This is a genomic window from Streptomyces sp. NPDC003248 (genome assembly GCF_055563235.1).
Genome location: NZ_JBVHDT010000014.1, coordinates 46,303 through 67,739, shown reverse-complemented (window position 1 = coordinate 67,739; position 21,437 = coordinate 46,303). Strand labels below are relative to the sequence as shown.

22 protein-coding genes, 1 pseudogene and 1 riboswitch are annotated in these 21,437 nt (G+C 73.3%); of the genes and pseudogenes, 6 read left to right on the top strand and 17 right to left on the bottom strand.

The window, feature by feature from the left end; all coding sequences use genetic code 11:
• Positions 1-141 precede the first annotated feature (141 nt).
• Positions 142-585, top strand: coding sequence for a hypothetical protein (locus tag ACZ3KJ_RS27735; protein WP_467530932.1), 444 nt, complete (start codon positions 142-144; stop codon positions 583-585).
• Here ACZ3KJ_RS27735 and mug read toward each other — a convergent pair.
• From mug to ACZ3KJ_RS27690, 9 genes and pseudogenes are all read right to left on the bottom strand, one after another.
• The gene (gene mug, locus ACZ3KJ_RS27730) at positions 563-1,138 is read right to left on the bottom strand and encodes a G/U mismatch-specific DNA glycosylase (protein ID WP_467531089.1); all 576 of its coding nucleotides are present in this window, start codon (positions 1,136-1,138) and stop codon (positions 563-565) included. The two genes, ACZ3KJ_RS27735 and mug, sit on opposite strands and share 23 nt — an antisense overlap.
• Positions 1,135-2,577 carry an adenylosuccinate lyase gene (gene purB, locus ACZ3KJ_RS27725; protein ID WP_467530930.1) on the bottom strand — a complete coding sequence of 481 codons (1,443 nt, stop codon included), beginning with the start codon at positions 2,575-2,577 and terminating at the stop codon, positions 1,135-1,137. The genes mug and purB overlap by 4 nt, the downstream gene beginning before the upstream one ends.
• Positions 2,578-2,769: 192 nt before the next feature.
• Positions 2,770-3,093, bottom strand: a complete 324-nt coding sequence (locus ACZ3KJ_RS27720; RefSeq protein ID WP_467530929.1) for a hypothetical protein — start codon at positions 3,091-3,093, stop codon at positions 2,770-2,772.
• Positions 3,094-3,212: 119 nt separating this feature from the next.
• Positions 3,213-4,001, bottom strand: coding sequence for an SGNH/GDSL hydrolase family protein (locus ACZ3KJ_RS27715; protein WP_467530927.1), 789 nt, complete (start codon positions 3,999-4,001; stop codon positions 3,213-3,215).
• 157 nt (positions 4,002-4,158) lie between these two features.
• Positions 4,159-5,172, bottom strand: coding sequence for a hemolysin family protein (locus ACZ3KJ_RS27710; RefSeq protein ID WP_467530926.1), 1,014 nt, complete (start codon positions 5,170-5,172; stop codon positions 4,159-4,161).
• Positions 5,169-6,503 carry a hemolysin family protein gene (locus ACZ3KJ_RS27705; RefSeq protein WP_467530924.1) on the bottom strand — a complete coding sequence of 445 codons (1,335 nt, stop codon included), beginning with the start codon at positions 6,501-6,503 and terminating at the stop codon, positions 5,169-5,171. The genes ACZ3KJ_RS27710 and ACZ3KJ_RS27705 overlap by 4 nt, the downstream gene beginning before the upstream one ends.
• Before the next feature lie 178 nt (positions 6,504-6,681).
• On the bottom strand, positions 6,682-7,107 hold the full coding sequence (locus ACZ3KJ_RS27700) for a GNAT family N-acetyltransferase (protein ID WP_467530922.1): 426 nt from the start codon (positions 7,105-7,107) through the stop codon (positions 6,682-6,684).
• Positions 7,108-7,430: 323 nt separating this feature from the next.
• The gene (locus tag ACZ3KJ_RS27695) at positions 7,431-9,995 is read right to left on the bottom strand and encodes an ABC transporter permease (RefSeq protein WP_467530921.1); all 2,565 of its coding nucleotides are present in this window, start codon (positions 9,993-9,995) and stop codon (positions 7,431-7,433) included.
• A 309-nt stretch (positions 9,996-10,304) separates the two neighbouring features.
• Positions 10,305-11,079 (bottom strand): annotated as a pseudogene (locus ACZ3KJ_RS27690) (ABC transporter ATP-binding protein); the annotation flags it as partial.
• A gap of 138 nt (positions 11,080-11,217) precedes the next feature.
• On the opposite strand from ACZ3KJ_RS27690, the gene ACZ3KJ_RS27685 reads away from it, so the two are divergent.
• Positions 11,218-11,505 carry a toxin-antitoxin system HicB family antitoxin gene (locus ACZ3KJ_RS27685; protein ID WP_467530919.1) on the top strand — a complete coding sequence of 96 codons (288 nt, stop codon included), beginning with the start codon at positions 11,218-11,220 and terminating at the stop codon, positions 11,503-11,505.
• Positions 11,506-11,509: 4 nt separating this feature from the next.
• A complete protein-coding gene (locus ACZ3KJ_RS27680; RefSeq protein WP_389517137.1) occupies positions 11,510-11,884 on the top strand; it encodes a fic family toxin-antitoxin system, toxin component in 375 nt (124 codons plus the stop codon).
• A 29-nt stretch (positions 11,885-11,913) separates the two neighbouring features.
• On the opposite strand, the gene bioD is transcribed toward ACZ3KJ_RS27680, so the two are convergent.
• Genes bioD through bioB form a run of 3 tightly spaced genes read right to left on the bottom strand, consistent with a single transcriptional unit; the run spans position 11,914 to position 15,204 of the window.
• The gene (gene bioD / locus ACZ3KJ_RS27675; protein WP_467531087.1) at positions 11,914-12,690 is read right to left on the bottom strand and encodes a dethiobiotin synthase; all 777 of its coding nucleotides are present in this window, start codon (positions 12,688-12,690) and stop codon (positions 11,914-11,916) included.
• 2 nt (positions 12,691-12,692) lie between these two features.
• A complete protein-coding gene (locus ACZ3KJ_RS27670; RefSeq protein WP_467530918.1) occupies positions 12,693-13,973 on the bottom strand; it encodes an adenosylmethionine--8-amino-7-oxononanoate transaminase in 1,281 nt (426 codons plus the stop codon).
• The gene (gene bioB / locus ACZ3KJ_RS27665; protein WP_467530916.1) at positions 13,966-15,204 is read right to left on the bottom strand and encodes a biotin synthase BioB; all 1,239 of its coding nucleotides are present in this window, start codon (positions 15,202-15,204) and stop codon (positions 13,966-13,968) included. The genes ACZ3KJ_RS27670 and bioB overlap by 8 nt, the downstream gene beginning before the upstream one ends.
• Positions 15,205-15,353: 149 nt before the next feature.
• Here bioB and ACZ3KJ_RS27660 point away from each other — a divergent pair, with 149 nt between their 5' ends.
• On the top strand, positions 15,354-16,481 hold the full coding sequence (locus tag ACZ3KJ_RS27660; protein WP_467530914.1) for an 8-amino-7-oxononanoate synthase: 1,128 nt from the start codon (positions 15,354-15,356) through the stop codon (positions 16,479-16,481).
• 79 nt (positions 16,482-16,560) lie between these two features.
• Here ACZ3KJ_RS27660 and ACZ3KJ_RS27655 read toward each other — a convergent pair whose 3' ends face one another.
• Complete coding sequence (locus ACZ3KJ_RS27655; protein ID WP_467530913.1) at positions 16,561-16,803, bottom strand: DUF397 domain-containing protein; 243 nt, start codon at positions 16,801-16,803, stop codon at positions 16,561-16,563.
• A 9-nt stretch (positions 16,804-16,812) separates the two neighbouring features.
• Positions 16,813-17,673, bottom strand: coding sequence for a helix-turn-helix domain-containing protein (locus ACZ3KJ_RS27650; protein WP_467530911.1), 861 nt, complete (start codon positions 17,671-17,673; stop codon positions 16,813-16,815).
• A 212-nt stretch (positions 17,674-17,885) separates the two neighbouring features.
• On the opposite strand from ACZ3KJ_RS27650, the gene ACZ3KJ_RS27645 reads away from it, so the two are divergent.
• Complete coding sequence (locus ACZ3KJ_RS27645; RefSeq protein ID WP_467530910.1) at positions 17,886-18,344, top strand: ATP-binding protein; 459 nt, start codon at positions 17,886-17,888, stop codon at positions 18,342-18,344.
• Between the two features lie 666 nt (positions 18,345-19,010).
• Here ACZ3KJ_RS27645 and ACZ3KJ_RS27640 read toward each other — a convergent pair.
• The 3 genes from ACZ3KJ_RS27640 to ACZ3KJ_RS27630 all read right to left on the bottom strand — a co-directional run bounded on the left by ACZ3KJ_RS27640 (position 19,011) and on the right by ACZ3KJ_RS27630 (position 20,990).
• A complete protein-coding gene (locus tag ACZ3KJ_RS27640) occupies positions 19,011-19,484 on the bottom strand; it encodes a C40 family peptidase (protein WP_467530908.1) in 474 nt (157 codons plus the stop codon).
• A gap of 3 nt (positions 19,485-19,487) precedes the next feature.
• A riboswitch (cyclic di-AMP (ydaO/yuaA leader) is annotated at positions 19,488-19,658 on the bottom strand.
• Positions 19,659-20,038: 380 nt separating this feature from the next.
• Positions 20,039-20,347 (bottom strand): hypothetical protein, encoded by a 309-nt coding sequence (locus ACZ3KJ_RS27635; RefSeq protein ID WP_389517122.1) that lies wholly within the window; start codon positions 20,345-20,347, stop codon positions 20,039-20,041.
• A 7-nt stretch (positions 20,348-20,354) separates the two neighbouring features.
• Complete coding sequence (locus ACZ3KJ_RS27630) at positions 20,355-20,990, bottom strand: ATP-dependent Clp protease proteolytic subunit (protein WP_467530906.1); 636 nt, start codon at positions 20,988-20,990, stop codon at positions 20,355-20,357.
• Between the two features lie 64 nt (positions 20,991-21,054).
• On the opposite strand from ACZ3KJ_RS27630, the gene ACZ3KJ_RS27625 reads away from it, so the two are divergent.
• The gene (locus ACZ3KJ_RS27625; protein ID WP_467530904.1) at positions 21,055-21,336 is read left to right on the top strand and encodes a type II toxin-antitoxin system Phd/YefM family antitoxin; all 282 of its coding nucleotides are present in this window, start codon (positions 21,055-21,057) and stop codon (positions 21,334-21,336) included.
• Positions 21,337-21,437: the final 101 nt, after the last annotated feature.

Here is a 21,437-nt window from a genome sequence, read left to right as displayed (position 1 = left end):
TCCGCGGGACCTGACGCGGGCGGACCGGTCCGCGACGTCCCATCCGCGACGCCCGATCCACACCGCCCGATCCACACGGCCCGACCCGCGCGGTGCCTGACGCCACGCCACTTGTCAGTGGCGGCCTGTTTACTGGCTCGCATGGACATCGCACGCTGCCTCGCCACCGTCGACCTGCTGTGTGCCCGGGACTTCCCCGCGGAGCACGGCAGGACGGACGTGGGCACGGGCGGACCCGGTTATCTCGTCGCCGAGTTACAGACCAGCGGCGACTTCTGGGAGGACGACGGGACGGAGTGGGAGGAGACGGGGGCGCAGTACGAGGCCGACCGCGACGGGCTGACGGAGCGGCTCGCCGACCGCTGGGGCCCACCGCACCGCATCAGCCTGGCGAGCACGCTGGAGCGCTCCATGGACGGCGAGGACATACCCGAGCCCTGGGCCTCCCTCAGCGCGCACGTGCCGGACCTCCACCTGTGGCGGTCGCCGGACACCGCGCGCTGGATAGCCCTCGGGGTCTCCCAGTGGGACAAGGAGCTGCCGTTCCAGCTGCTCGCCGTCGTCACCGAGACGGATCCGCCGTAGCGGGCGGATCCGTCCGGGCCGCGACCCGCAGCCGCGCGAACTCCTCCGCCATCGTCGCCGCCGTCCAATGGGCGTTGAGCCCGCTGGGATTGGGCAGCACCCACACCCGCGTGTCCCCGATGGTCCGCTCCTGCGGGCCCACCGTGGCCTTGCGGTCGTCGAACGCCGCCCGGTAGGCCGTGACGCCCACCACGGCCAGCCAGAGCGGCTTCAGCCGGGTCACCTTCTCCGCCAGCAGCCGCCCGCCCTCGCGGTACTCCTCCGCCGTGATCTCGTCGGCGCGGGCGCTGGCCCGCGCGACCACGTTGGTGATGCCGAGCCCGTACTCCAGCAGCTCCCGCTGCTCCGCCGGCTTCAGCAGGCGCGGTGTGAAACCCGACAGGTGCAGCACCGGCCAGAAGCGGTTGCCGGGGCGGGCGAAGTGGTGGCCGGTCGCCGCCGTCATCAGCCCCGGGTTGATCCCGCAGAACAGCACACGCAGACCGCCCGCGACCACGTCCGGGACGAGGCGGTCGCGGGCGGCCTCCAGGTCCGCCTGGGTGAAGCGGGTCAGAGGATCGCTCCGGGGGTGTAACCCGCGGCCTCCGGGCGCTGCTTCACGATCTCCTCGATCCGGCCGACGACGACGGCCACCTGGTCGGCGGCGGCACCCGTGAAGGACAGCTTGTCGGCCATCAGCGCGTCGAGCCCGGCGCGGTCCAGCGGGATGCGCTCGTCGGCGGCCAGCCGGTCCAGCAGCTCGTTGCGCTCGGCGCCCTGCTCGCGCATCGCCAGCGCGCAGGACACGGCGTTCTCCTTGATCGCCTCGTGCGCGATCTCCCGGCCGACGCCCGCGCGCACCGCGCCCATCAGCACCTTGGTGGTGGCGAGGAACGGCAGGTAGCGGTCCAGCTCACGCGCCACGACCGCCGGGAAGGCGCCGAACTCGTCGAGCACCGTCAGGAACGTCTCCAGCAGGCCGTCCAGGGCGAAGAACGCGTCGGGGAGCGCCACCCGGCGGACCACCGAGCAGGACACGTCGCCCTCGTTCCACTGGTCGCCGGCCAGCTCGCCCGTCATCGAGGCGTAGCCGCGCAGGATCACCATCAGCCCGTTGACGCGCTCGCAGGAGCGGGTGTTCATCTTGTGCGGCATCGCGGAGGAGCCGACCTGGCCCGGCTTGAAGCCCTCGGTCACCAGCTCGTGCCCGGCCATCAGCCGGACCGTCTTCGCCAGCGACGACGGCGCCGCCGCCAGCTGCACCAGCGCGGTGACAACCTCGTAGTCCAGCGAGCGCGGGTACACCTGGCCGACCGAGGTGAAGGCCTGGGCGAAGCCCAGGTGGTCGGCGATGCGCTGCTCCAGGCCGGCCAGCTTGGAGGCGTCCCCGCCGAGCAGGTCCAGCATGTCCTGCGCGGTGCCGACCGGGCCCTTGATGCCGCGCAGCGGGTAGCGGCCCAGCAGCTCCTCGACCCGCCCGTACGCCACGAGCAGCTCGTCGGCGGCGGTCGCGAACCGCTTGCCGAGGGTGGTGGCCTGCGCGGCCACGTTGTGGGAGCGGCCGGCCATGACCAGCTCGCCGTACTCGCCGGCCAGCTTGCCCAGACGGGCCAGGACGGCCACCGTACGGTCGCGCATCAGCTCCAGCGAGAGGCGGATCTGGAGCTGCTCGACGTTCTCCGTGAGGTCGCGGGAGGTCATGCCCTTGTGCACGTGCTCGTGCCCGGCGAGGTCGTTGAACTCCTCGATCCGCGCCTTCACGTCGTGTCGCGTGACCTTCTCGCGCTCGGCGATCGAGGCCAGGTCGACCTGGTCGAGGACGCGCTCGTAGTCGGCGATCGCCGCGTCGGGGACCTCGATCCCGAGGTCCTTCTGCGCCTTCAGCACGGCGAGCCAGAGCTGACGCTCCAGCCTCACCTTGTGCTCGGGCGACCAGAGCGTGGCGAGCTCGGCGGAGGCGTAGCGTCCGGCGAGGACGTTCGGGATGCGGGGCTTGGCGGGAGCGGAAGTCACGTGTACGGAGTTTACCTACCGTCCACAGTGGTCCGTCACCGTCTACGCAGTGTGAGAACGCCCAGGTCAGCGGCGTTCGAGGCGGTCGCCCCGCGAACAGTGCGTGACAGGTGTGTGACAGGGGCGGCCCCGCCCCGGTGGCCTTCCACCGGGGCGGGGCCGTGCTCCGGACGCTCCGCCGGCCCGTGCGGCTCAGCAGTACCGCCGCTCGGCCCGGGCGTACCCGGAGCTGTAGCCGTCGGCGTAGCCGCGGGTGTAGTCGTCGTTGCTGAAGGAGTACTTCTTCGCCTTCTCGCGCCGGCAGTCGTCCCTGGCGTCCGCGTACCCGTCCCGGAAACCGTCCCTGAAGCCCCGTCGGTAGTCCCGTGGACTGTCCACCACCGTGGACACGCCGGCGTGAGGTGTGCTCGGCGTGGCCGCCGATGCCTGCTGGAGGGTGACAGGGGTGAGGACCACGCCGACGGCGAGGAGGAGGGAACCGAGGGCGGTGGCCCGCTTTCCGCTGTGTGCACGCATGACTGTCCCCTTTCGGGGCGTGGGTCAATTGGTCACAATCCACTTTATTCACCCGAACGGGTGCCGCAACTCGCCATGGTCAATGGCGAATTACCGAGGTGCCGTTCTCCGCCGCGCGCCTACGCCGGCGGAACCTCGTACGGCAGCAGCTCGGGGCGCTTGGGGGGCAGGCCGTCGCCGGACGAGCGGCCGGTGAGGCGGCGGCCTATCCACGGCAGCAGGTGCCGCCGGGCGAACCGGGCGTCCGCCACGCGCCGCGTGAGCCAGCCCGGCGGCGGCGTCGCGGGCATCGGCGTGTGCCAGTCGGTGTCCTCGGCATCGTGGCCGAGGGCCTGCCAGACCGCCTCGGCGACCCGGCGGTGGCCCTCGGCCGTCAGGTGCAGCCGGTCCACGTCCCACATCCGCGGGTCGCCCAGGGAGGGGGCGCCGTAGAGGTCGACGACCAGGGCGTCGTGGCGGGCGGCGAGGCCGTCGACGCAGGCGAACAGCTCCTCCATGCGCGGCCTGAACCGCTCGAGGACCGGGCCCTGCCGGCCGGGGCTGCGCATCAGCACCAGCCGCTTGCAGGACGGGGCCAGCCGCTCCACGGCCTCCGTCAGCAGGCCCGTGACCCGGCCCATGTCGCACTTCGGGCGCAGGGTGTCGTTCAGGCCGCCGACCAGGGTGATGACATCGGCGCCCATCGCGGCGGCCACGTCCACCTGCTCCTCGACGATCTGGCCGATCAGCTTGCCGCGCACCGCGAGGTTGGCGTACCGGAAGCCGGGCGTGCGGGCCGCCATCCGGCCCGCCAGGAGGTCCGCCCAGCCGCGGTAGGTGCCGTCGGGCAGCAGGTCCGACATGCCCTCGGTGAACGAGTCGCCGACCGCGACCAGGCTGGAGTACGGGGGTGTGGTGTTCGTCTGCATGGCGTCAGCGATGGTATCCCGCCGGGCATACCCAGCGGTCGGTCACCCCCGCCGGCCGCGCCCGCTCACCTCCGACGCCTGCGCCCGCTCACCTCCGCCGCCCGCGCCTGCTCAGGCCCGCTGCCTGCGCCCGCTCACCCCCGCCGCCCGCGCCCGCTCAGGCCCGCTGCCCGAACAGCTCGCGCAGCACGTCCTCCATGGTCACCAGCCCGGCGAGCCGCCCGTCGGCGCCGATCACCGCCGCCAGGTGCGTCCGGCTGCCCCGCATGGCCGTGAGGACGTCGTCCAGGGGCGTCGTCTCCCGCACGCGCGCGATGGGCCGCAGGTCCCGCAGCCGGAACGCCTCGTCCCGGGGCGAGGCGTCGAGCGCGTCCTTCACGTGCAGGTACCCGACGATCCGGCGGCCCTCGTCGACGACGGGGAAGCGGGAGAACCCCGACTCGCCCGCGAGCCGCTCCAGCCCGTCCGGGGTGACGCCCACGTGCGCGTAGACGACCCGTTCCAGGGGGACGACGACGTCCCGCACCGGGCGCCGGCCCAGTTCCAGGGCGTCGTGCAGCCGCTCCTGGGCGCGGTCGTCGAGGAGCCCGGCCTCGCCCGCGTCCTTGACGATCTGGGCCAGCTCCGCGTCCGAGAACGTGGCCGTGACCTCGTTCTTGGCCTCGATCCGCAGCAGCTTCAGCAGCCCGTTCGCGAAGGCGTTGATCGCGAAGATCACCGGGCGCAGCGCCCGGGAGAGCGCGACCAGCGGCGGGCCGAGCAGCAGCGCGCTGCGCACCGGCTCGGCGAGCGCGATGTTCTTCGGCACCATCTCGCCCAGCAGCATGTGCAGGTACGTGGCCAGGGTCAGCGCGATCACGAAGGACACCGCGTGACCGGCCCCCTCGGGCACGCCGACCGCGTGGAACGCCGGTTCCAGCAGGTGCTCGATCGCCGGTTCGGCGACCACGCCGAGGACCAGGGTGCACAGCGTGATGCCGAGCTGGGCGGCCGCCATCAGCGCGGACACGTGCTCCAGGCCCCACAGCACGCTGCGGGCGCGCCGGTCGCCCTGTTCGGCGTACGGCTCGATCTGCGAGCGGCGTACGGAGATCAGCGCGAACTCCGCGCCGACGAAGAAGGCGTTGACGACCAGGGTCGCCAGGCCGATCAGCAACTGGACGGCGGTCACCGGCCGACCTCCTGTTCCGACGCGTCGTCGAGCGGCGCGTGCAGCAGCACCCGCGCGGCCCGGTGGCCGGACGCGTCGACCACGTCCATGCGCCAGCCGGCGGCCTCGACCCGGTCACCGACGGCCGGGATGCGGCCCAGCTCGGTGGCGACCAGGCCGGCGAGCGTCTCGTAGGGGCCCTCCGGGACGTGCAGGCCCACGCGCGCGAGCTGGTCGGTGCGGGCGGCGCCGTCGGCCGTGTACAGGGCGCGGCCGGTGTCGTCCGTGCCCGCGGGGGCGAGGTCGGGCGTCTCGTGCGGGTCGTGCTCGTCACGGACCTCGCCGACGACCTCCTCGACGATGTCCTCCAGGGTCGCCACCCCGGCCGTCCCGCCGTACTCGTCGATGACCACGGCCATCGTCCGCTTCCCGGACAGCCGGTCCAGGAGACGGTCCACGGTCAGGCTCTCGGGCACCAGCAGCGGTTCGCGCATGATCTCGGCGACGGACACGCGGGTACGGCGCTCCGCGGGCATCGCCAGGACGTCCTTGACGTGGGCGGTGCCGACCACCTGGTCCAGGGTGTCCCGGTAGACGGGGAAGCGGGACAGGCCGGTCGCCCGGGTCGCGTTCGCGACGTCCTCGCAGGTCGCCCGGGCCTCCAGGGCGACGACCTGGACGCGCGGTGTCATCACGTTCTCCGCGGTCAGGTCGGCCAGGTTCAGCGTGCGCACGAACAGCTCGGCGGTGTCCGCCTCCAGCGCGCCCTGCTTGGCGGAGTGCCGGGCCAGCGCGACCAGCTCCTGGGGGCCGCGGGCGGAGGCCAGCTCCTCGGCGGGCTCCAGCCCGAACCGGCGCACCACGCGGTTCGCGGTGTTGTTCAGGTGCGTGATGAAGGGGCGGAAGGCGGCGCTGAACCAGCGCTGGGCGTTGCCCACCCGCTTGGCCACGGCCAGCGGGGAGGAGATCGCCCAGTTCTTCGGGACGAGCTCGCCGACGACCATCAGGAACACCGTCGACAGAGCGGTGCCCAGCACCAGCGCGACCGAGCTCGCCGCGCCGGCGGACAGACCGGCCGACTCCAGCGGCCCGGAGATCAGCGCGGCGATCGACGGCTCGGCGAGCATGCCGACGACCAGGTTGGTGACGGTGATGCCGAGCTGGGCGCCGGACAGCTGGAACGTGAGGTTGCGGACGGCCTTCAGGGCGCCGGCCGCGCCGGTCTCGCCCCGCTCGACGGCCCGCTCCAGCTCGCTGCGCTCCACGGTCGTCAGCGAGAACTCGGCCGCTACGAAGGCGCCGCACGCCAGTGACAGCAGGATCGCCACCAGCAGCAGGAGGACTTCCGTCATCGTGTCACCTCCGTCCCATGGTCGGACAGGGCAGGGAGGATCGCGCGATGTCGCGTACTGGGAGGCTCGCCCATGGGCGGACGCTCACACCTTTCACGTTTCAAGGCCGGTAGGGGGACCGTACGATCCGCACGGTCCCCCAAGTGTAAAGGATCGGCAAAGCGGCTGGTGGGTGAGGTCAGTCGGCGAGCGGCTTCACCCAGCGCCGCCAGCGCTCCTCGGGCGTGTACCCCGCAGCCCGCCAGGCATGATGCGCGGTCTCGTTCCGCGTCAGCACCATGGCGTCGCCGCGCCGCCCGCCCAGCCGGACGAACCGCTCCTCCGCGGCGGCCAGCAGCGCCGAGCCGATCCCCTGGCGGCGGTGGTGCGGATGCACCGCCAGCCGGTACAGGTGGCAGCGCCACCCGTCGAACCCGGCGATCACCGTGCCGGCCAGTTCCCCGTCCCGCTCGGCCAGGATCAGCGCCTCCGGGTCACGGGCGACCAGCCGCTCCACGCCCTCCCGGTCGTCACTGATGCTCGTGCCCTCGGCGGCGGTCTTCCAGAAGTCCAGGACGGCGTCGAGGTCGTCGGGCGTCGCCGCCCGTATCCGCAGTTCAGACATGCCGCCGATCACACCACGGAGCGCGGGCCGAACAGCGGAATTCCAGCATCCGGACGGTCGTCACCGGCCCCGCAGTTCCGCGATCACGGGCGCGAAGGCCTCCACGTGCGCGTGGCGTGCCACTCCCCGGCGGGCGCGGGCTCGACCAGACTCGCTCCGAAGCGGAACGGGCGCGCCATGAACCTTCCTCCGGTCAGTGCGGTGCGGTGCCGTGCGATGCCGTGCGGTGCGGTGCGGTGCTGTGCGGTGGGGTGCGGTGGGGTGCGGTGCGGTGCGGGCTTCCACCGTGCTTCCGCTGTGCGCGGTCTTCCGCCGCGCCGTGGTCACTCGTGCGCTATGGCCGCCAGCACGTTCATCCGTGAGGCGCGCAGGGCCGGCAGCAGTGCCGCCACGACGCCGACCACCGCCGAGCCGACGACGACCACGACGACCGTGCCCCACGGGATCGCCAGCTCCTTCATGCCCTCCAGGGCCAGCACCCGCTGTATGCACACGCCCCACACCAGCCCCAGCCCGAGCCCCAGGACGGCACCGAACACGGCGATCACCACCGCCTCCAGCCGGATCATCCGGCGCACCTGCCGCCGCGCCAGCCCGATGGCCCGCAGCAGCCCGATCTCCCGGGTCCGCTCCACCACCGACAGCGCCAGGGTGTTGACCACCCCGAGCACCGCGATGACGATCGCGAGCCCGAGCAGCGCGTACACCAGGTACAGCAGCACGGCGATCTGGCCGTGGACCAGCTCCTTGTAGTCGGCCTGGTCGCGCACCTGCACCTGCGGATACGGCTCCAGCGTCCGCTCCAGCCGGGGCCGCAGCTCGTCGGCGTCGGTGCCGGGGGCGGCGTTCAGGTACAGCACCGAGTCCTGGCCCCCGGGCACGTACTCCTCGACGGCGGAGGCGTTGAGGAACAGCCCACCGCGCATGCCGAAGCTTTCGCTGTCCTGGTCGGTGAGCGCCCCCACCCTCAGCTGGACGGTCCGGTCGCCGGGGAACCGCACCGGCAGCACGCTGCCGATCCGCACGCCGTGCTCCGCGGCGAAGTCCGCGTCCATGCCGAGCGCGCCGTCGGCCAGCGCGGCCGCCGAGTCACCCCGCGCGTACCGCACCCGCGCGACCTCGTCGATCCGGTCGTCGTACCCCGCGGCCGTCGTCTGGAGCCGCTCGCCGTCGGGCAGCCGCACGGCGACCGGCGCGAACCGCTGCCGTACGACGACCCCGACGCCGTCCGTGGCGCGGACCCGGTCGGTCACCTCCTGCGGGAACGGCGTGAAGCCGGCGTCCTGGACGACGAAGTCGGCGCCGAGCGTCTCGTCGATTTGCCGGTCGAACGACTCCGACATCGAGGCGCTGGCCACCGACATGCCGCCCACCAGGGCGAGGCCCACCATGAGGGCGGCGGCGGTCGCGCCCGTGCGGCGCGGGTTGCGCAGCGCGTTGCGCCGGCTCATCCGGCCGACCGCGCCGAACAGGACGGGGAAGCCCGCGCCGAGCACCCGGATCACCGGACGCACCAGCAGCGGGCCCGCCACGACGGTGGCGACGAGCGTGAGGACGACCCCCACGCCTAGCAGCGAGGCCGCCGTCGCCGTGCGGGACGCGGTCACGCAGCCGGCCAGGGCGGCGGCGCCGAGCCCGCCGACGACCGCCCCGGCCACCGCCCGCACCCGCAGCGGCCGTCCCACACCGGCGACCTCCGCGTCCGCGAGGGCCGCCATGGGCGACACGGCCGCCGCGCGCCGGGCCGGGAGGTAGGCGGCCACGAAGGTGACGCCGACGCCGACGGCGTACGCCGACACCGGGGTCGCCCAGCCGACGACCATCTCCGTGGTCTTCAGGTTCATGCCGAGCGCGCTCATCAGCCGGATCAGACCGGCCGCCAGGCCGATGCCGGCCGCGAGGCCCAGCGTCGAGCCGGCCAGGCCCAGCAGCACCGCCTCGGTGAGCACCGAGCGCCGTACCTGACGGCGGTCCGCGCCGAGGGCGCGGAGCAGACCCAGCTCACGGGTCCGCTGGGCGACCAGCATCGCGAACGTGTTGACGATCAGGAACACGCCCACCAGCACGGCGATCCCCGCGAAACCGAGCATCACGTACTTGATGACGTCGAGGAACCCGCCCAGCTCCTCGGCCGCCGACTTCGCCTGCTCGTCGGCCGTCTGCACGACGTAGGGGCCGGAGCCGACCGCGGCGGCGACGCGGCGCTTCAGCTCGGCGTCGGTCACGCCCTGCGCGGCGTCGACGGAGATGCCGGTGGCCAGGTCGGGCGAGCCCAGGAGCCGGGTGGCGGCCACCGCGGGGTCGAGGAAGACCAGGGCGGCGCCCGGGTTGGTGGTCCGGAAGGTGGCGATGCCGACGACGCGGACCGGGAAGGAACCCGGCTGGGCCATCACCGTCAGCGTGTCGCCGATCTCCACGTCCTTGCGGCCGGCGGTGTCGGCGTCGATCAGGGCCTCCCCGGCGCCGCGCGGGGCGCGGCCGGAGGTCAGCTCCACGGCGCTGCGCTCGGTGACGTACCAGTCGGAGGCGATGGTCGGCGCCCCGCCGGACTGGCCCACGGACGTGTGGTGGGCGTCGACGACCGTGACGTTCTCCACGCTGACGTCGGCGTGGGCCGAGGCCACTCCTGCGGTGCGGGCCACCCGGCCGGCCAGGGCGGCGGGCAGGGTCCGGACCGCGCCGGTGGGCACGGAGGCGGTCAGGTCCTCCTCCGGCTCGACCGTCACATCGGCCGACGTGGACGCGAAGAGGCGGTCGAAGGTACGCGCCACCGTGTCGGAGAAGATCAGGCTGCCCGCGACGAACGCCACCGACAGCACTACGGCGAGGGCGGACAGCAGCAGGCGGCCCTTGTGCGCGAGGAAGCTCCGAAGCGTGGCCCGCAGCACCGGCTCAGCCCTTCCCGGCGGGCTCGCCCGCGGCGGTGCCGGGTTCGCCTGCGGCGGTGCCGGGTTCGCCTGCGGCGGTGCCGGGTTCGCCTGCGGCGGTGCCGGGCTCGCCCGTGACCGTGCCGGAGGCGCCCGGTGCCGTGCCGGGCTTGCTCGGGGCCGTGCCGGAGTCACCCGCGACTGTGCCGGAGCCGCCCGCAGCCGTGCCGGAGTCGCCAGAGCCGTCCGGTGCCGTGCCGGGCTGGCTCGGAGCAGGGCCGGGCTCGCCCAGGGCCGCGCCGGGCTCGCCCGCGGTCGCCCCCGCCCGGGCGCGGATCCCGTCGAAGCGTTTCATGCGCTCCAGCACCGTCTCCGCCGTCGGACGCTCCATCTCGTCCACGATCCGGCCGTCGGCGAGGAAGAGCACCAGGTCGGAGTGGGCGGCGGCGCCCGGGTCGTGGGTGACCATGACGACGGTCTGGCCCAGGCCGTCCACGGCCTCCCGGAGGAAGGCGAGGACCTCCAGGCCGGCGCGCGAGTCCAGGTTGCCGGTCGGCTCGTCCGCGAAGATCAGCTCCGGGCGGGAGGCGAGCGCCCGCGCGCAGGCCACGCGCTGCTGCTGACCGCCGGACAGCTGGGCGGGCCGGTGTGTGAGACGGTCCCGCAGCCCCAGCGTGTCGATCACCCGGTCCAGCCACTCCCGGTCCGGCTTCCGCCCCGCGATGTCCATCGGCAGCGTGATGTTCTCGGCCGCGTCGAGGGTCGGGATCAGGTTGAACGACTGGAACATGAACCCGATCCGGTCGCGGCGCAGCCGGGTCAGCTCCCGTTCCTTCAGCCCCGTGATCTCGGTGTCGCCGAGCCACACCTGCCCGCCCGAGACGGTGTCGAGCCCGGCCAGACAGTGCATCAGCGTGGACTTCCCCGAGCCCGACGGCCCCATCACGGCGGTGAAGCGTCCCCGCACGATGTCCACGTCCACCGAGTCCAGCGCCAGCACGGCGGTCTCGCCGGAGCCGTACGCCTTGGTCAGTGCCCGGGCCCGGGCCGCCACGCCGTCGGCCGACGCCAGGCCGGGGGCGTGCCGCACAGCAGGTGTGGACAAGGCTGCCTCCTCGATCGGGGGGACGTACCGACGTGCCGGTCCCGACGAGCGTAGTGTGACCCGGCGCACACCCGGTATCTCTTTAGGCCACCGGACCGCCCTTGCCGCTGCTAGCGTCCCGGCGCTAGCGTCGACGGTATGGCGAAGACCCAGCTGAACGTCCGCGTCGACGAGGGTACGGCCCGCGCCGCCCGCGAGCAGGCCACCGCGCGCGGCATGAGCGTCAACCGCTACATCGAAGAGCTGGTCCGGCAGGACACCGGCGAGGCGGGCCACACCTTCGTGGAGGCCGCGGCCGACTTCATGAAGCAGTACGAGACCGTCTTCGCCGAGGAATTCGGCGCCGCCCGCGAGGGCCGCCCAGCCGAGGGCCGCGCAGCCGAGGGCCGCACGGCCGGGAGCGGCGCGCACGAAGGCGGCCGCTGAACCCTTGGACGACCTGACCATCGACCTCGCCTGGCTGCTGATGCTCGCCGAGCAGAAGACACCGGGAGACCCCCAGGTCACCGACTGGGGAGCCCTGGTCGCGGCGGTGGCGCGCCATCGCGCCGAGATCTTCGACGTCCCCGTCTACGACACCCCGCACGCCCGCGCGGCGTCGCTGCTCCAGCTCCTCCTCCACGTCCCCGCGCTGGAGCGCTCCAACGCCCTCTTCGCCTGCTCCGTCGCCTACGCCTACCTGGTGGCCAGCGGGGTGAAGGTCGTCACCTCGCCCGAGCAGGTCCGCGACCTGGCCCGCCTGGTCAAGAGCGGTGAGGCGTCGGTGCACGACATCGCCCGGGAGCTGCGCCAGTGGAGCAGGTGAGGCCCGGCCCGTGCCGGACGCCGATGCCCTCAGACCCGAGCCGCCGCACCTGACGCACCCGCCGCATCCGCCAGGCCCGCCACGCCGGCCGCATCCGCCACGTTCCGGCGAAACGCCTCCGCCTTCCACGTCCCCTCCAGGCGCGGCGCCAGCCAGCCCCGCGCCCGCTCGCGGAAGTCGGCGGGCGTCAGTGACCCCGCGCCGGCGGGCAGCGCCCCCAGCAGCGGGGCCCCCGCGACCTCCGGGAGGTCGGTGACGTTGCACCGCATCGCCAGATCGGGCGAGCCGGGCCAGCTGCCGATGACCACACCCAGCAGCTCCACGCCGCGGCGCCGGAGCTCGCGGGCGGTCAGTTCGGTGGTGTTCAGCGTGCCCAGGCCCGCCGGAGCCACCACGAGCACCGGCGCCCGCAGCATCTCCGCGGCGTCGGCCAGGGTCCCGCCGGTCTCGTCGAAGCGGACGAGCAGCCCGCCCGCGCCCTCGACGAGGACCAGGTCGTGCTCGGTGGCCAGCTTCTCCGCGGCCTCGGCGACCTGCCGCGGACGCACCGGTTCCCGGCCGGCCCGCCGGGCGGCGGTCGCCGGGGCCAACGGGTCCGGGTAGCGGGCGAGCTCGGCGGTCGTGACGGCGCCCGCGAGCCGCGCGACCTCGTCGGCGTCCCCGCGCTCGTCCGGCCGTACGCCGGTCTGGGCGGCCTTCAGCACGGCCACCGACCGGCCCGCCGCCAGCGCCGACGCGGCGAGGGCCGCGGTCGTGACCGTCTTGCCGATCTCCGTACCCGTCCCCGTGATCACCAGGATCGGCATGTTCATCCCTCCCGCGCCGCGGCGCACACCGCGCGCGCGATCCGTGCCACGTCCGCGTCGTCCGTGACGTACGGCGGCATCGTGTAGACGAGGTCGCGGAACGGCCGCAGCCACACGCCCTCCCGTATGGCGGCCGCCGTGGCGGCCTTCATGTCGACGGCGTGGTCCAGCTGGACGACACCGACGGCCCCGAGGACCCGTACGTCCTTCACACCCGGCACCTCCCGGGCGGGGGCCAGCCCCTCCCGCAGGCCGGTCCCGATCCGTTCGACCTCCGTGCGCCAGTCCTGGCCGAGCAGCAGCTCGATCGAGGCGCAGGCGACGGCCGCCGCCAGCGGGTTGCCCATGAAGGTGGGGCCGTGGGCGAGCACCGGGACCTCGCCCCGCGAGATCCCGTCGGCCACCCGTGCCGTGCACAGGGTGGCCGCCATGGTCAGGTACCCACCGGTCAGCGCCTTGCCGACGCACATCACGTCCGGTGTCACCGCGGCGTGCTCCGCCGCGAACAGGGCGCCCGTGCGCCCGAACCCGGTCGCGATCTCGTCGAACACCAGCAGCACGTCGTGCGCGTCGCACGCCTCGCGCAGCACCCGCAGATAGGCGGGGGAGTGGAACCGCATCCCGCCGGCCCCCTGCACCACAGGCTCGACGATCACCGCGGCCAGGTCGTCGGCGTGCCGTTCGACCGCCGCGCGCAGCCGCTCCGCGTACGCCTCGTCGAAGTCGGCGGGCGGTGCGTCCACGAACACCTGACGGGGCAGTACGCCGGCCCACAGTTCGTGCATGCCGCCCTCGGGGTCGCACACCGACATCGGCTGCCAGGTGTCGCCGTGGTAGCCACCGCGCCAGGTCAGCAGCCGCCGCTTGCCGGGCCGGCCCAGCGAACGCCAGTACTGCAAGCACATCTTGACCGCGACCTCGACGGACACCGACCCCGAGTCGGCGAGGAAGACGTGCTCCAGCCCCTCCGGCGACATGTCGACGAGGAGCTTCGCCAGCCGTACGGCGGGCTCGTGGGTGAGCCCGCCGAACATCACGTGGCTCATCCGGCCGAGCTGCGCGCGCACGGCCTCGTTCAGCACCGGGTGGTTGTAGCCGTGGATCGCCGACCACCAGGACGCCATGCCGTCGACCAGCTCGCCCGAGCCGTCGGCGAGCCGCAGCCGGACCCCGCTCGCCGACTCCACGACGAGCGGCTCGGCCCGGCCGGGCATCGGACCGTACGGATGCCACACGTGCCGCCGGTCGAGGTCCAGCAGCTCCGGCACGTTCGGGTCAGGCATTGGGCGCGAGGTCCGTCCCGGCACCCCGGCGGCGTACGGCGACCAGGTCCGTGCGCGGCTCGCCGGCCGCCGCCACCACCGGAGCGGAACCGCAGACGGCACCCGCCTCGTGCGACCCGCAGCCCGCGCCCTCGTGCGCTCCGCACCCGGCGCTGCCGTGCGACCCGCACCCGGCGTTCTCCTGCGGTCCGCCGCCCCCGCAGCTCCCGCCGTCGCCGCCGGCGGGGACGCGGTGCTCCGGCAGCGTCACCTGTCCCGCGCCCTCCACCTCGAAGCCGGCGTCCGCGATCATCTCCAGGTCGGCCCGGCCCGCCTGGCCCTCGCTGGTGAGGTAGTCGCCCAGGAAGAGGGAGTTGGCCAGGTGCAGCGCGAGCGGCTGCATCGTGCGCAGATGGACCTCGCGTCCGCCCGCGATGCGCACCTCGACGTCCGGGCACACGAATCGCACCATCGCCAGGATCCGCAGGCACCGCTGCGGGGTGAGGTTCCACTCCTTGGCGAGCGGGGTGCCCTCGAAGGGGATCAGGAAGTTGACCGGGACCGAGTCCGGGTCCAGCTCGCGCAGCGAGAAGACCACGTCGACCAGGTCCTCGTCGCTCTCGCCCATGCCGGCGATCAGCCCGGAGCAGGCGGACAGTCCCGCCGTGTGCGCCTTGTGGACCGTGTCCACCCGGTCGGCGTACGTGTGCGTGGTCGTGATGTCCGCGTACGTCCCCTCGGACGTGTTCAGGTTGTGGTTGTAGGCGTCGGCGCCCGCCGCGCGCAGCCGCTCCGCCTGCCCCTCGGAGAGCAGACCGAGACAGGCGCACACCTCGACCTCCTCGTTCTGCTCCTTGATGGCCTTGATGGTCTCGGAGACCCGGTCCACGTCCCGGTCGGTCGGACCGCGCCCGCTCGCCACCAGGCACACCCGCTTCGCCCCGCCGGCCAGCCCCGCGGCCGCCGCCTCGGAGGCCTCGTCGGGCTTGAGCCAGGTGTACTTGAGGATCCCGGCCGTGGAGCCGAGCCGCTGGGAGCAGTAGGAGCAGTCCTCGGGGCACAGCCCCGACTTGAGGTTGACGAGGTAGTTGAGTTTCACCCGTCGCCCGAACCAGTGCCGGCGCACCCGGCCGGCCGCGGCCACCACGTCGAGCAGGTCGTCGTCGGACGTCGCGAGGACGGCCAGCGCTTCCGCACGGGTCGGCAGCTCGCGCCGAAGCCCCTTGTCCACCAGCGTGTTCAACAGGTCCATGAGAGCCGATCCTGTCCTACCGGACCACTCCTGGCCAAGGTAGGGATCGCACAACACGCCCGCTTCGACGTGTGGGTAGTGCCACACCATGTGCGGCCACACCTGCCGCTAGTGTCTGTCCGCTACCTACAAAATCACCGGAGGGCCCCATGGCGTTCGGCTGGATCGACGAGCAGGCGGAGCTGCGCCGCCGCGCCGGACTCGTACGGACCCTGCGTCCCCGGCCGGCCGACGCTGCGCTCCTCGACCTCGCGAGCAACGACTACCTGGGCCTGGCCCGTCATCCGGAGGTCACCGAGGGCGCGGCGCGGGCCGCCCGGACCTGGGGCGCCGGTGCCACCGGCTCCCGTCTCGTCACCGGCACCACCGAACTCCACGCCGAGCTGGAACGGGAACTGGCCGGCTTCTGCGGCTTCGAGGCGGCCCTGGTCCTCTCCTCCGGCTACGCCGCGAACCTGGCGGCGGTCACCGCGCTGGCCCCGCACGGCACCCTGATCGTCTCGGACGCCGGGAACCACGCCTCGCTCATCGACGGCTGCCGGCTGGCCCGCGGCACCACCCAGGTCGTCGCGCACGCCGACCCGGACGCCGTGCGCAAGGCGCTCGGCACGCACCCGGGCCCGGCGCTGACGGTCTCCGACACGGTGTTCTCGGTCGACGGCGACGCGGCCCCGCTGGCCGCCCTCGCCGAGGTGTGCCGGGAGCACGGGGCCGGACTGCTCGTCGACGACGCCCACGGGCTGGGCGTCCTCGGCGCCGGCGGGCGCGGCGCCCCGCACGCCGCGGGGCTGGCCGGCGCCGGCGACGTCGTCGTCACGGTCACGCTGTCCAAGTCGCTCGGCAGCCAGGGCGGGGCCGTGCTCGGACCCGCGCGGGTGATCGAGCACCTGGTGAACGCGGCCCGGACGTTCATCTTCGACACCGGCCTCGCCCCCGCGGCGGCGGGCGCGGCCCTGGCGGCACTGCGGCTGCTGCGCCGCGAACCGGAACGCGCGGCACGCGCGCGTGCGGTCGCGGGCGACCTGCACGCGCGGCTGACGGCCGCGGGTCTGGAGGCGGTGCGTCCGGACGCCGCGGTCGTCTCTGTGCGTGCGCCGTCCCCGGAGCGGGCCGTGCGCTGGGCGGCGGACTGCCGGGCGGCAGGGCTGACCGTCGGCTGCTTCCGTCCTCCCTCCGTGCCCGACGGCGTCTCACGCCTGAGGCTGACCGCCCGTGCGGACCTCTCCGAGGCGCAGATCGAACGCGCTGTACGAGTGATCGGCGAGACACGGCCATGAGTCGGCGTGACACGGCCGGGCGCCGGGACAGGGGTGGGGGTAGGGGTCCGGACGTCGGTCCGGACGTTCCGGACGAAGGTCAGCGGAACGTGGCCGTGAAGCCCGTCCAGCTCTCGGGGGAGAAGAGCAGGGCGGGTCCGGCCGGGTCCTTGGAGTCGCGTACGGCGAGCAGGCCGGCCCACGGTCCGGTCTCCGGGCGGGCCGTCTCCACGCAGTTGTTGGCTCCCGTGCTGTAGCTGCTGCGCAGCCACCGCAGACCCTGCGGACGGTGGCGGTCGTGCAGGTCGTTACTGGAGGGTACGTTCCGAGGCAGTGCAGTCATGGTGCCTCCTTACGTGCCGGCGGCTTTCGCGGCGATGTATTCCAGTGTGTCCTCGGGTGAAAGGGCGTGCGCCCGAAGGGCGTCGAAGGCCTCTGTGTAGGCCTGGAGGTGTTCTTTCCGTTCGAGGTAGAGGCTACTCGTCAAGTGGTCGAGAACAACCACATCCAGATCAGAAGTGCTCGTAAACGAGAAGATAACGAAAGAACCTGTGACTCCGATATGAGCTCCGGCACTGAACGGCAGTACCTGGAGGGTCACTTGGGGAAGCCGGCCCGCCTCCACGAGCCGGTCCAGTTGCCGCGCCATGACCTCCGGACCGCCCACCTCCCGGCGCAGCACGGCCTCGTCCAGCACCGCGTTCAGCGTCAGCGGCGGCTGTGCGCGCAGGACGTCCTGGCGGGCCAGCCGCACCTCCACCAGGGTGTCCAACTGGTCCTCGTCGGCGCCCTCGACGGCGGCCCTCGTCACCGCCCGCGCGTACTCGGGCGTCTGGAGCAGCCCCGGGACCACGGTCGTCTCCAGGGTGCGCATCGCGCTCGCCTGCGACTCCAGGCTGATGAAGTCCCGGTAGGCGGGCGGGAGTACGCCGCGGTAGGCGTGCACCCAGTGATCCCGTCCGCCGCTGTCGGCGGACCCCGCCAACGCCAGCATGAGCTCGCGCAGCCGGGGATCGGACACGCCGTAGGCGTCGAGGAGTAACCGCACGTCGGCGGGTTTCGTACCGCTGGTGCCGGTCTCGATCCGGCTCACCTTCGACTGGTGCCAGCCCACGAGCCGGGCCGCCTCCCCACTGGTCAGGCCGAGGCGGGCGCGCAGGGCCCGCAGTTCGGCGCCCAGTTTCCGGCGGCGCACCGCGGGACCGTGCTGCATGGAGTCCTCCTTACTCCCTACGGGCCGTCCAAATACGCTCTGCCGTGGCAGAGTTCACCGCATCGAGCGACAGATATATGCACTTCTCGGTGGATCGCCACCGGTGGCGGCCCGCTGATGGCAATCTGGCGACGAAGCACCAGTCCGGGACCGTACTCGAACCATCCGCACCGTGTCGGACTCCGGTCCCGTGGGAAAGGGACGGCATCGCCATGGCAGACCATCTGGAAGCATCCCTCACTCTGCCGAGCGATCCCGCCTCGGTGTCCACGGCCCGCGCGTTCGTGCTGACCACGCTGGGGGGATGGGGTCTTCCCGCGGAGGCGGAGACGGCCGACACCGTCCGCCTCATCGTCTCCGAGCTCGCCACCAACGCCGTACAGCACACCTTCGGGCAGTCGCCCACCTTCCGGGTGGACCTCCGGCTCGACCGGGACGAGCTGCTGCGCATCGGCGTCACCGACAGCCACCCGCGCTTCCCCAGGCGCCTGCCGGCCGCCGTCCAGCAGGACAACGGCCGCGGCCTGGTGATCATCCGGTGGCTGACCGTGGAGTGCGGTGGCCGACTCCGCGTCCGCCCCACCCGCGAGGGCGGCAAGACCATCTGCGTCGACCTGCCGTGGACGGTGCCCGTGGAGCCGGTGGCGACGGCGGGCCAACAGGAACCTTGACCCCGCCCGGATTCCGCGGCGGGACGGGGAGCGGTGAGGGCGTGGAGTGTGTGCGGGGGCGGGGGCGGGGGCGGGGATGGGTGGCGGACGGCTGTGGGGGCGGGGTGCGGGGGACTCGGGGACGTGCGGCTTCGGGGCCAGGGGGAGGTGCGCGGGGAGGCGGCGGGCCGCACGGGTGTGGCCGTCCGCCGGACGAGTGGTGTGCGGGGTGCGGGCGGAGGTGTCCGCCGAACGGGTGGTTTCGGGAGGGCGTGAGCGCGGGCCGCACGCTCGGCCGGCAGGGGTGGCGCGGGGGCGGCAGCGGCCGGCCCCGGAGGGACGGGGAACGTCCGAGGGCGTGGTGGTGCCCGGCAGGGCGAGGCCTGGGGCGACCGGTGGGGACGGGCGGGACTCGGCGGCTGCGGAGGGCTGTGAGGCCGTGGAGGACTGTGACGGCCACGGAGGACCGCGAGGGCCACGGAGGGCCACGGAGGGCCACGGAGGTCCGCGAGGGCCACGAGGGCCACGGAGGGCCGCGAACGGCTGTGTGACGGCCCTGGGCGTGGCGCCGGCGGCGCGAGCGGCCGCCTGACGGCCCCCACGCCCCGACCACCGGCCCCGGGCTCCGGGGGCGGGCTCCGGAGGCGGTGGCGGCGCGTCAGGGACGCCGCCACCGCCCCCGGAGGGTCACTTGACCCGGCCGTACCAGACGCTCTTGGTCCAGATCTTCTGCAACCTCACCACGTCCCCGGTCTTCGGGGAGTGCCAGATCTTGCCCTTACCGGCGTAGATCCCGACGTGGTAGACGTACGACCCCGAGTGGAAGAACACGAGGTCCCCGGCCTTGCGCTTGCTCGCCGAGATGTGGGTGGTCTTGTTGTACTGCTGGGCCGCCGTACGGGGCAGTTTCTTGCCCGCCTTCTTGAACGAGTACAGCGTGAGCCCCGAGCAGTCGAACCTGTTCGGCCCGGTGGCACCGTACCGGTAGGGCGAACCCTTCTTGGAGGCCGCGATCTGGAGTGCCTTCGTCGCCGGGGTGGCGGCCGCCGCTTCGGAGGCGACACCCGGGACCACGATCGAGCCGCCCACGGCGGCGATGGCGAAGGCCGAGGCCGTGCCGGCCCGGGCCATGAGCGACGGGACACGATTCAGCGCAGTCATGCGCAACCCTTCGTCAGCCGCCTGTGAAGGATGACCTGTCGGATTCGGGCTGGCGAAGTTGCCCGGCCGCTGCTGCGGCTTCACCCCAAGGGCTGCTCGGTCCGGTCATGGCGCGACCGTTCCGGCGACCCGTCGTGCTTGGGTCCTCCACTCCTGCCGATGCACTCCTGTCGACCGGTCATCCGGGCGGCGGCAGGACTCGGCGTCCGCCCGGACCGCCCCGCCGCTTGTGGCGGGGGCTTGTCGTCAGTCAGGGATCTTGGCGCACCGATGTCCGAAAATCCCAACGCAACCGGGGATTTGTGGGGTTACTCACCACTCACCCGTTCGGGTGGACACCCTGATGGCGGGTCAGGTGTCAAGACGACGACATACCCCCCGACCAGCACTGGAACCCTCCGTTCCGGCGCGGTGCCCCTCATTTCGCGCAACCGCTGTGGGCTGGAAAAAGCAGCCGAGGATGGGCCGCCCGGGGGTACGCCGTTCGGTCCGTTTCGACTCGGGTCCGGGCGTCACGCTTTCGGCGAACACCGAGCCGTCGGGACACCCGTACGTCATCGGTCGGGGAGCGGAGGCATCGTGACGCGCGCGGTGCGGCGCTCTCCGTCGAGCACGCGCAGCGCCCGCGCGAGCGTCGGCGCGTGCAGTTCGCTCTCGCCCCGCTGGTGCATCAGCGTCAGCGCGTCGCGCAGCGCGGTCGCCCTGCCCACCAGTGCCTGGGCGGCGCGCAGTCCGCGGTAGGTGTCGCCGTCGCGGGCGGGGTTGATCCGGCCGAGCAGGTCGACCACCTCCAGGTAACGGTCGATCAGCTCGGCCTCGGCCCGGGTCAGCGCGGGCAGCGGAGGCAGCTCGGGAGGCAGCATCGGCGGCTCACCCCACGCCCGGCAGGCCGCCGGAAGCACTGCGGGCCGGGACCACCCGGTCCGCCAGGCCGTACTCCACGGCCTGGCGGGCGTCGAGGATCCGGTCGCGTTCGAGGTCGGCGCTCACCTGCTCGGGGCTGCGCCCGGTGTGCCGTACGAGCATCTCCTCCAGGAGGGTGCGGGTGCGGGCCAGTTCCCGGGCCTGGACGACCAGATCGCCGGTCTGCCCCCGCACCGGCTCCGGCAGCGACGGCTGGCGGAGCACCACGCGCGCGCCCGGCAGCACGGACCGCTTGCCCGGTGTGCCCGCGGCCAGCAGGACGGCGGCGGCCGAGCCGACCTGGCCCAGGCAGACGGTCGCCACGTCGCAGGTGACGTACCGCAGCGTGTCGTAGACGGCCGACATCGCGCTGAACGAGCCGCCCGGGGAGTTGACGTACAGCGAGATGTCCCGGTCGGGGTCCCGGTGCTCCAGGTACATGAGCTGGGCCATCACGTCGTGCGCCGCGGTGTCGTCGATCGGCGTGCCCAGGAAGACGATGCGCTCCTCCAGCAGCTTCGAGTACGGGTCCAGCGTCCGGTACCCCGAGCCGGTGCGTTCGGTGAACTCGGGCAGGACATGGCGGGCGGACGGTCGGGTCATGGGAACCCCCTCCTTCGACGTCTGTAAAAAATGTACAGGACGTACGTGACGTTAGAATGGGGTCATGGCCTACGAGATTCCGGTGACGCAAGCCAGGGCTGAGCTCGCCGACCTGATCAACCGGGTGGTGTACGGCGGCGAGCGCGTCGTCGTGACGCGGCACGGCAAGCCCCTCGTCGCCCTGGTCTCCGCCGCCGACCTGGAACGGCTCGACGCGCTCGACGCCCCGGAGGGCGAGCAGGTGATCAGCTCCGTCTCCGCGGTCCGCGAGGCGGCGGCCCCGGCTTCCCTCGAACAGCAGCGGTTCGGGATCGCGGCCGAGCACCGGGGGCCGAACCACCGCTAGACGGCCGCGTCCCCGCCGCATCCCGGCGTATCCCCGCACATTCCAGGCGCATCCCGGCGGATGGGGACGGGGGCGGTCGGACGCGCAGAACCGTGCGCCCT

Excerpts from the sequence above, each read along its gene's own strand:
- ACZ3KJ_RS27735 (WP_467530932.1), top strand. The coding sequence starts at position 142 with ATGGACATCGCACGCTGCCTCGCCACCGTCGACCTGCTGTGTGCCCGG.
- ACZ3KJ_RS27720 (WP_467530929.1), bottom strand. The coding sequence starts at position 3,093 with ATGCGTGCACACAGCGGAAAGCGGGCCACCGCCCTCGGTTCCCTCCTC.
- ACZ3KJ_RS27715 (WP_467530927.1), bottom strand. The coding sequence starts at position 4,001 with ATGCAGACGAACACCACACCCCCGTACTCCAGCCTGGTCGCGGTCGGC.
- ACZ3KJ_RS27705 (WP_467530924.1), bottom strand. The coding sequence starts at position 6,503 with ATGACGGAAGTCCTCCTGCTGCTGGTGGCGATCCTGCTGTCACTGGCG.
- ACZ3KJ_RS27700 (WP_467530922.1), bottom strand. The coding sequence starts at position 7,107 with ATGTCTGAACTGCGGATACGGGCGGCGACGCCCGACGACCTCGACGCC.
- ACZ3KJ_RS27685 (WP_467530919.1), top strand. The coding sequence starts at position 11,218 with ATGGCGAAGACCCAGCTGAACGTCCGCGTCGACGAGGGTACGGCCCGC.
- bioD (WP_467531087.1), bottom strand. The coding sequence starts at position 12,690 with ATGCCGATCCTGGTGATCACGGGGACGGGTACGGAGATCGGCAAGACG.
- ACZ3KJ_RS27670 (WP_467530918.1), bottom strand. The coding sequence starts at position 13,973 with ATGCCTGACCCGAACGTGCCGGAGCTGCTGGACCTCGACCGGCGGCAC.
- bioB (WP_467530916.1), bottom strand. The coding sequence starts at position 15,204 with ATGGACCTGTTGAACACGCTGGTGGACAAGGGGCTTCGGCGCGAGCTG.
- ACZ3KJ_RS27660 (WP_467530914.1), top strand. The coding sequence starts at position 15,354 with ATGGCGTTCGGCTGGATCGACGAGCAGGCGGAGCTGCGCCGCCGCGCC.
- ACZ3KJ_RS27655 (WP_467530913.1), bottom strand. The coding sequence starts at position 16,803 with ATGACTGCACTGCCTCGGAACGTACCCTCCAGTAACGACCTGCACGAC.
- ACZ3KJ_RS27650 (WP_467530911.1), bottom strand. The coding sequence starts at position 17,673 with ATGCAGCACGGTCCCGCGGTGCGCCGCCGGAAACTGGGCGCCGAACTG.
- ACZ3KJ_RS27645 (WP_467530910.1), top strand. The coding sequence starts at position 17,886 with ATGGCAGACCATCTGGAAGCATCCCTCACTCTGCCGAGCGATCCCGCC.
- ACZ3KJ_RS27640 (WP_467530908.1), bottom strand. The coding sequence starts at position 19,484 with ATGACTGCGCTGAATCGTGTCCCGTCGCTCATGGCCCGGGCCGGCACG.
- ACZ3KJ_RS27635 (WP_389517122.1), bottom strand. The coding sequence starts at position 20,347 with ATGCTGCCTCCCGAGCTGCCTCCGCTGCCCGCGCTGACCCGGGCCGAG.
- ACZ3KJ_RS27630 (WP_467530906.1), bottom strand. The coding sequence starts at position 20,990 with ATGACCCGACCGTCCGCCCGCCATGTCCTGCCCGAGTTCACCGAACGC.
- ACZ3KJ_RS27625 (WP_467530904.1), top strand. The coding sequence starts at position 21,055 with ATGGCCTACGAGATTCCGGTGACGCAAGCCAGGGCTGAGCTCGCCGAC.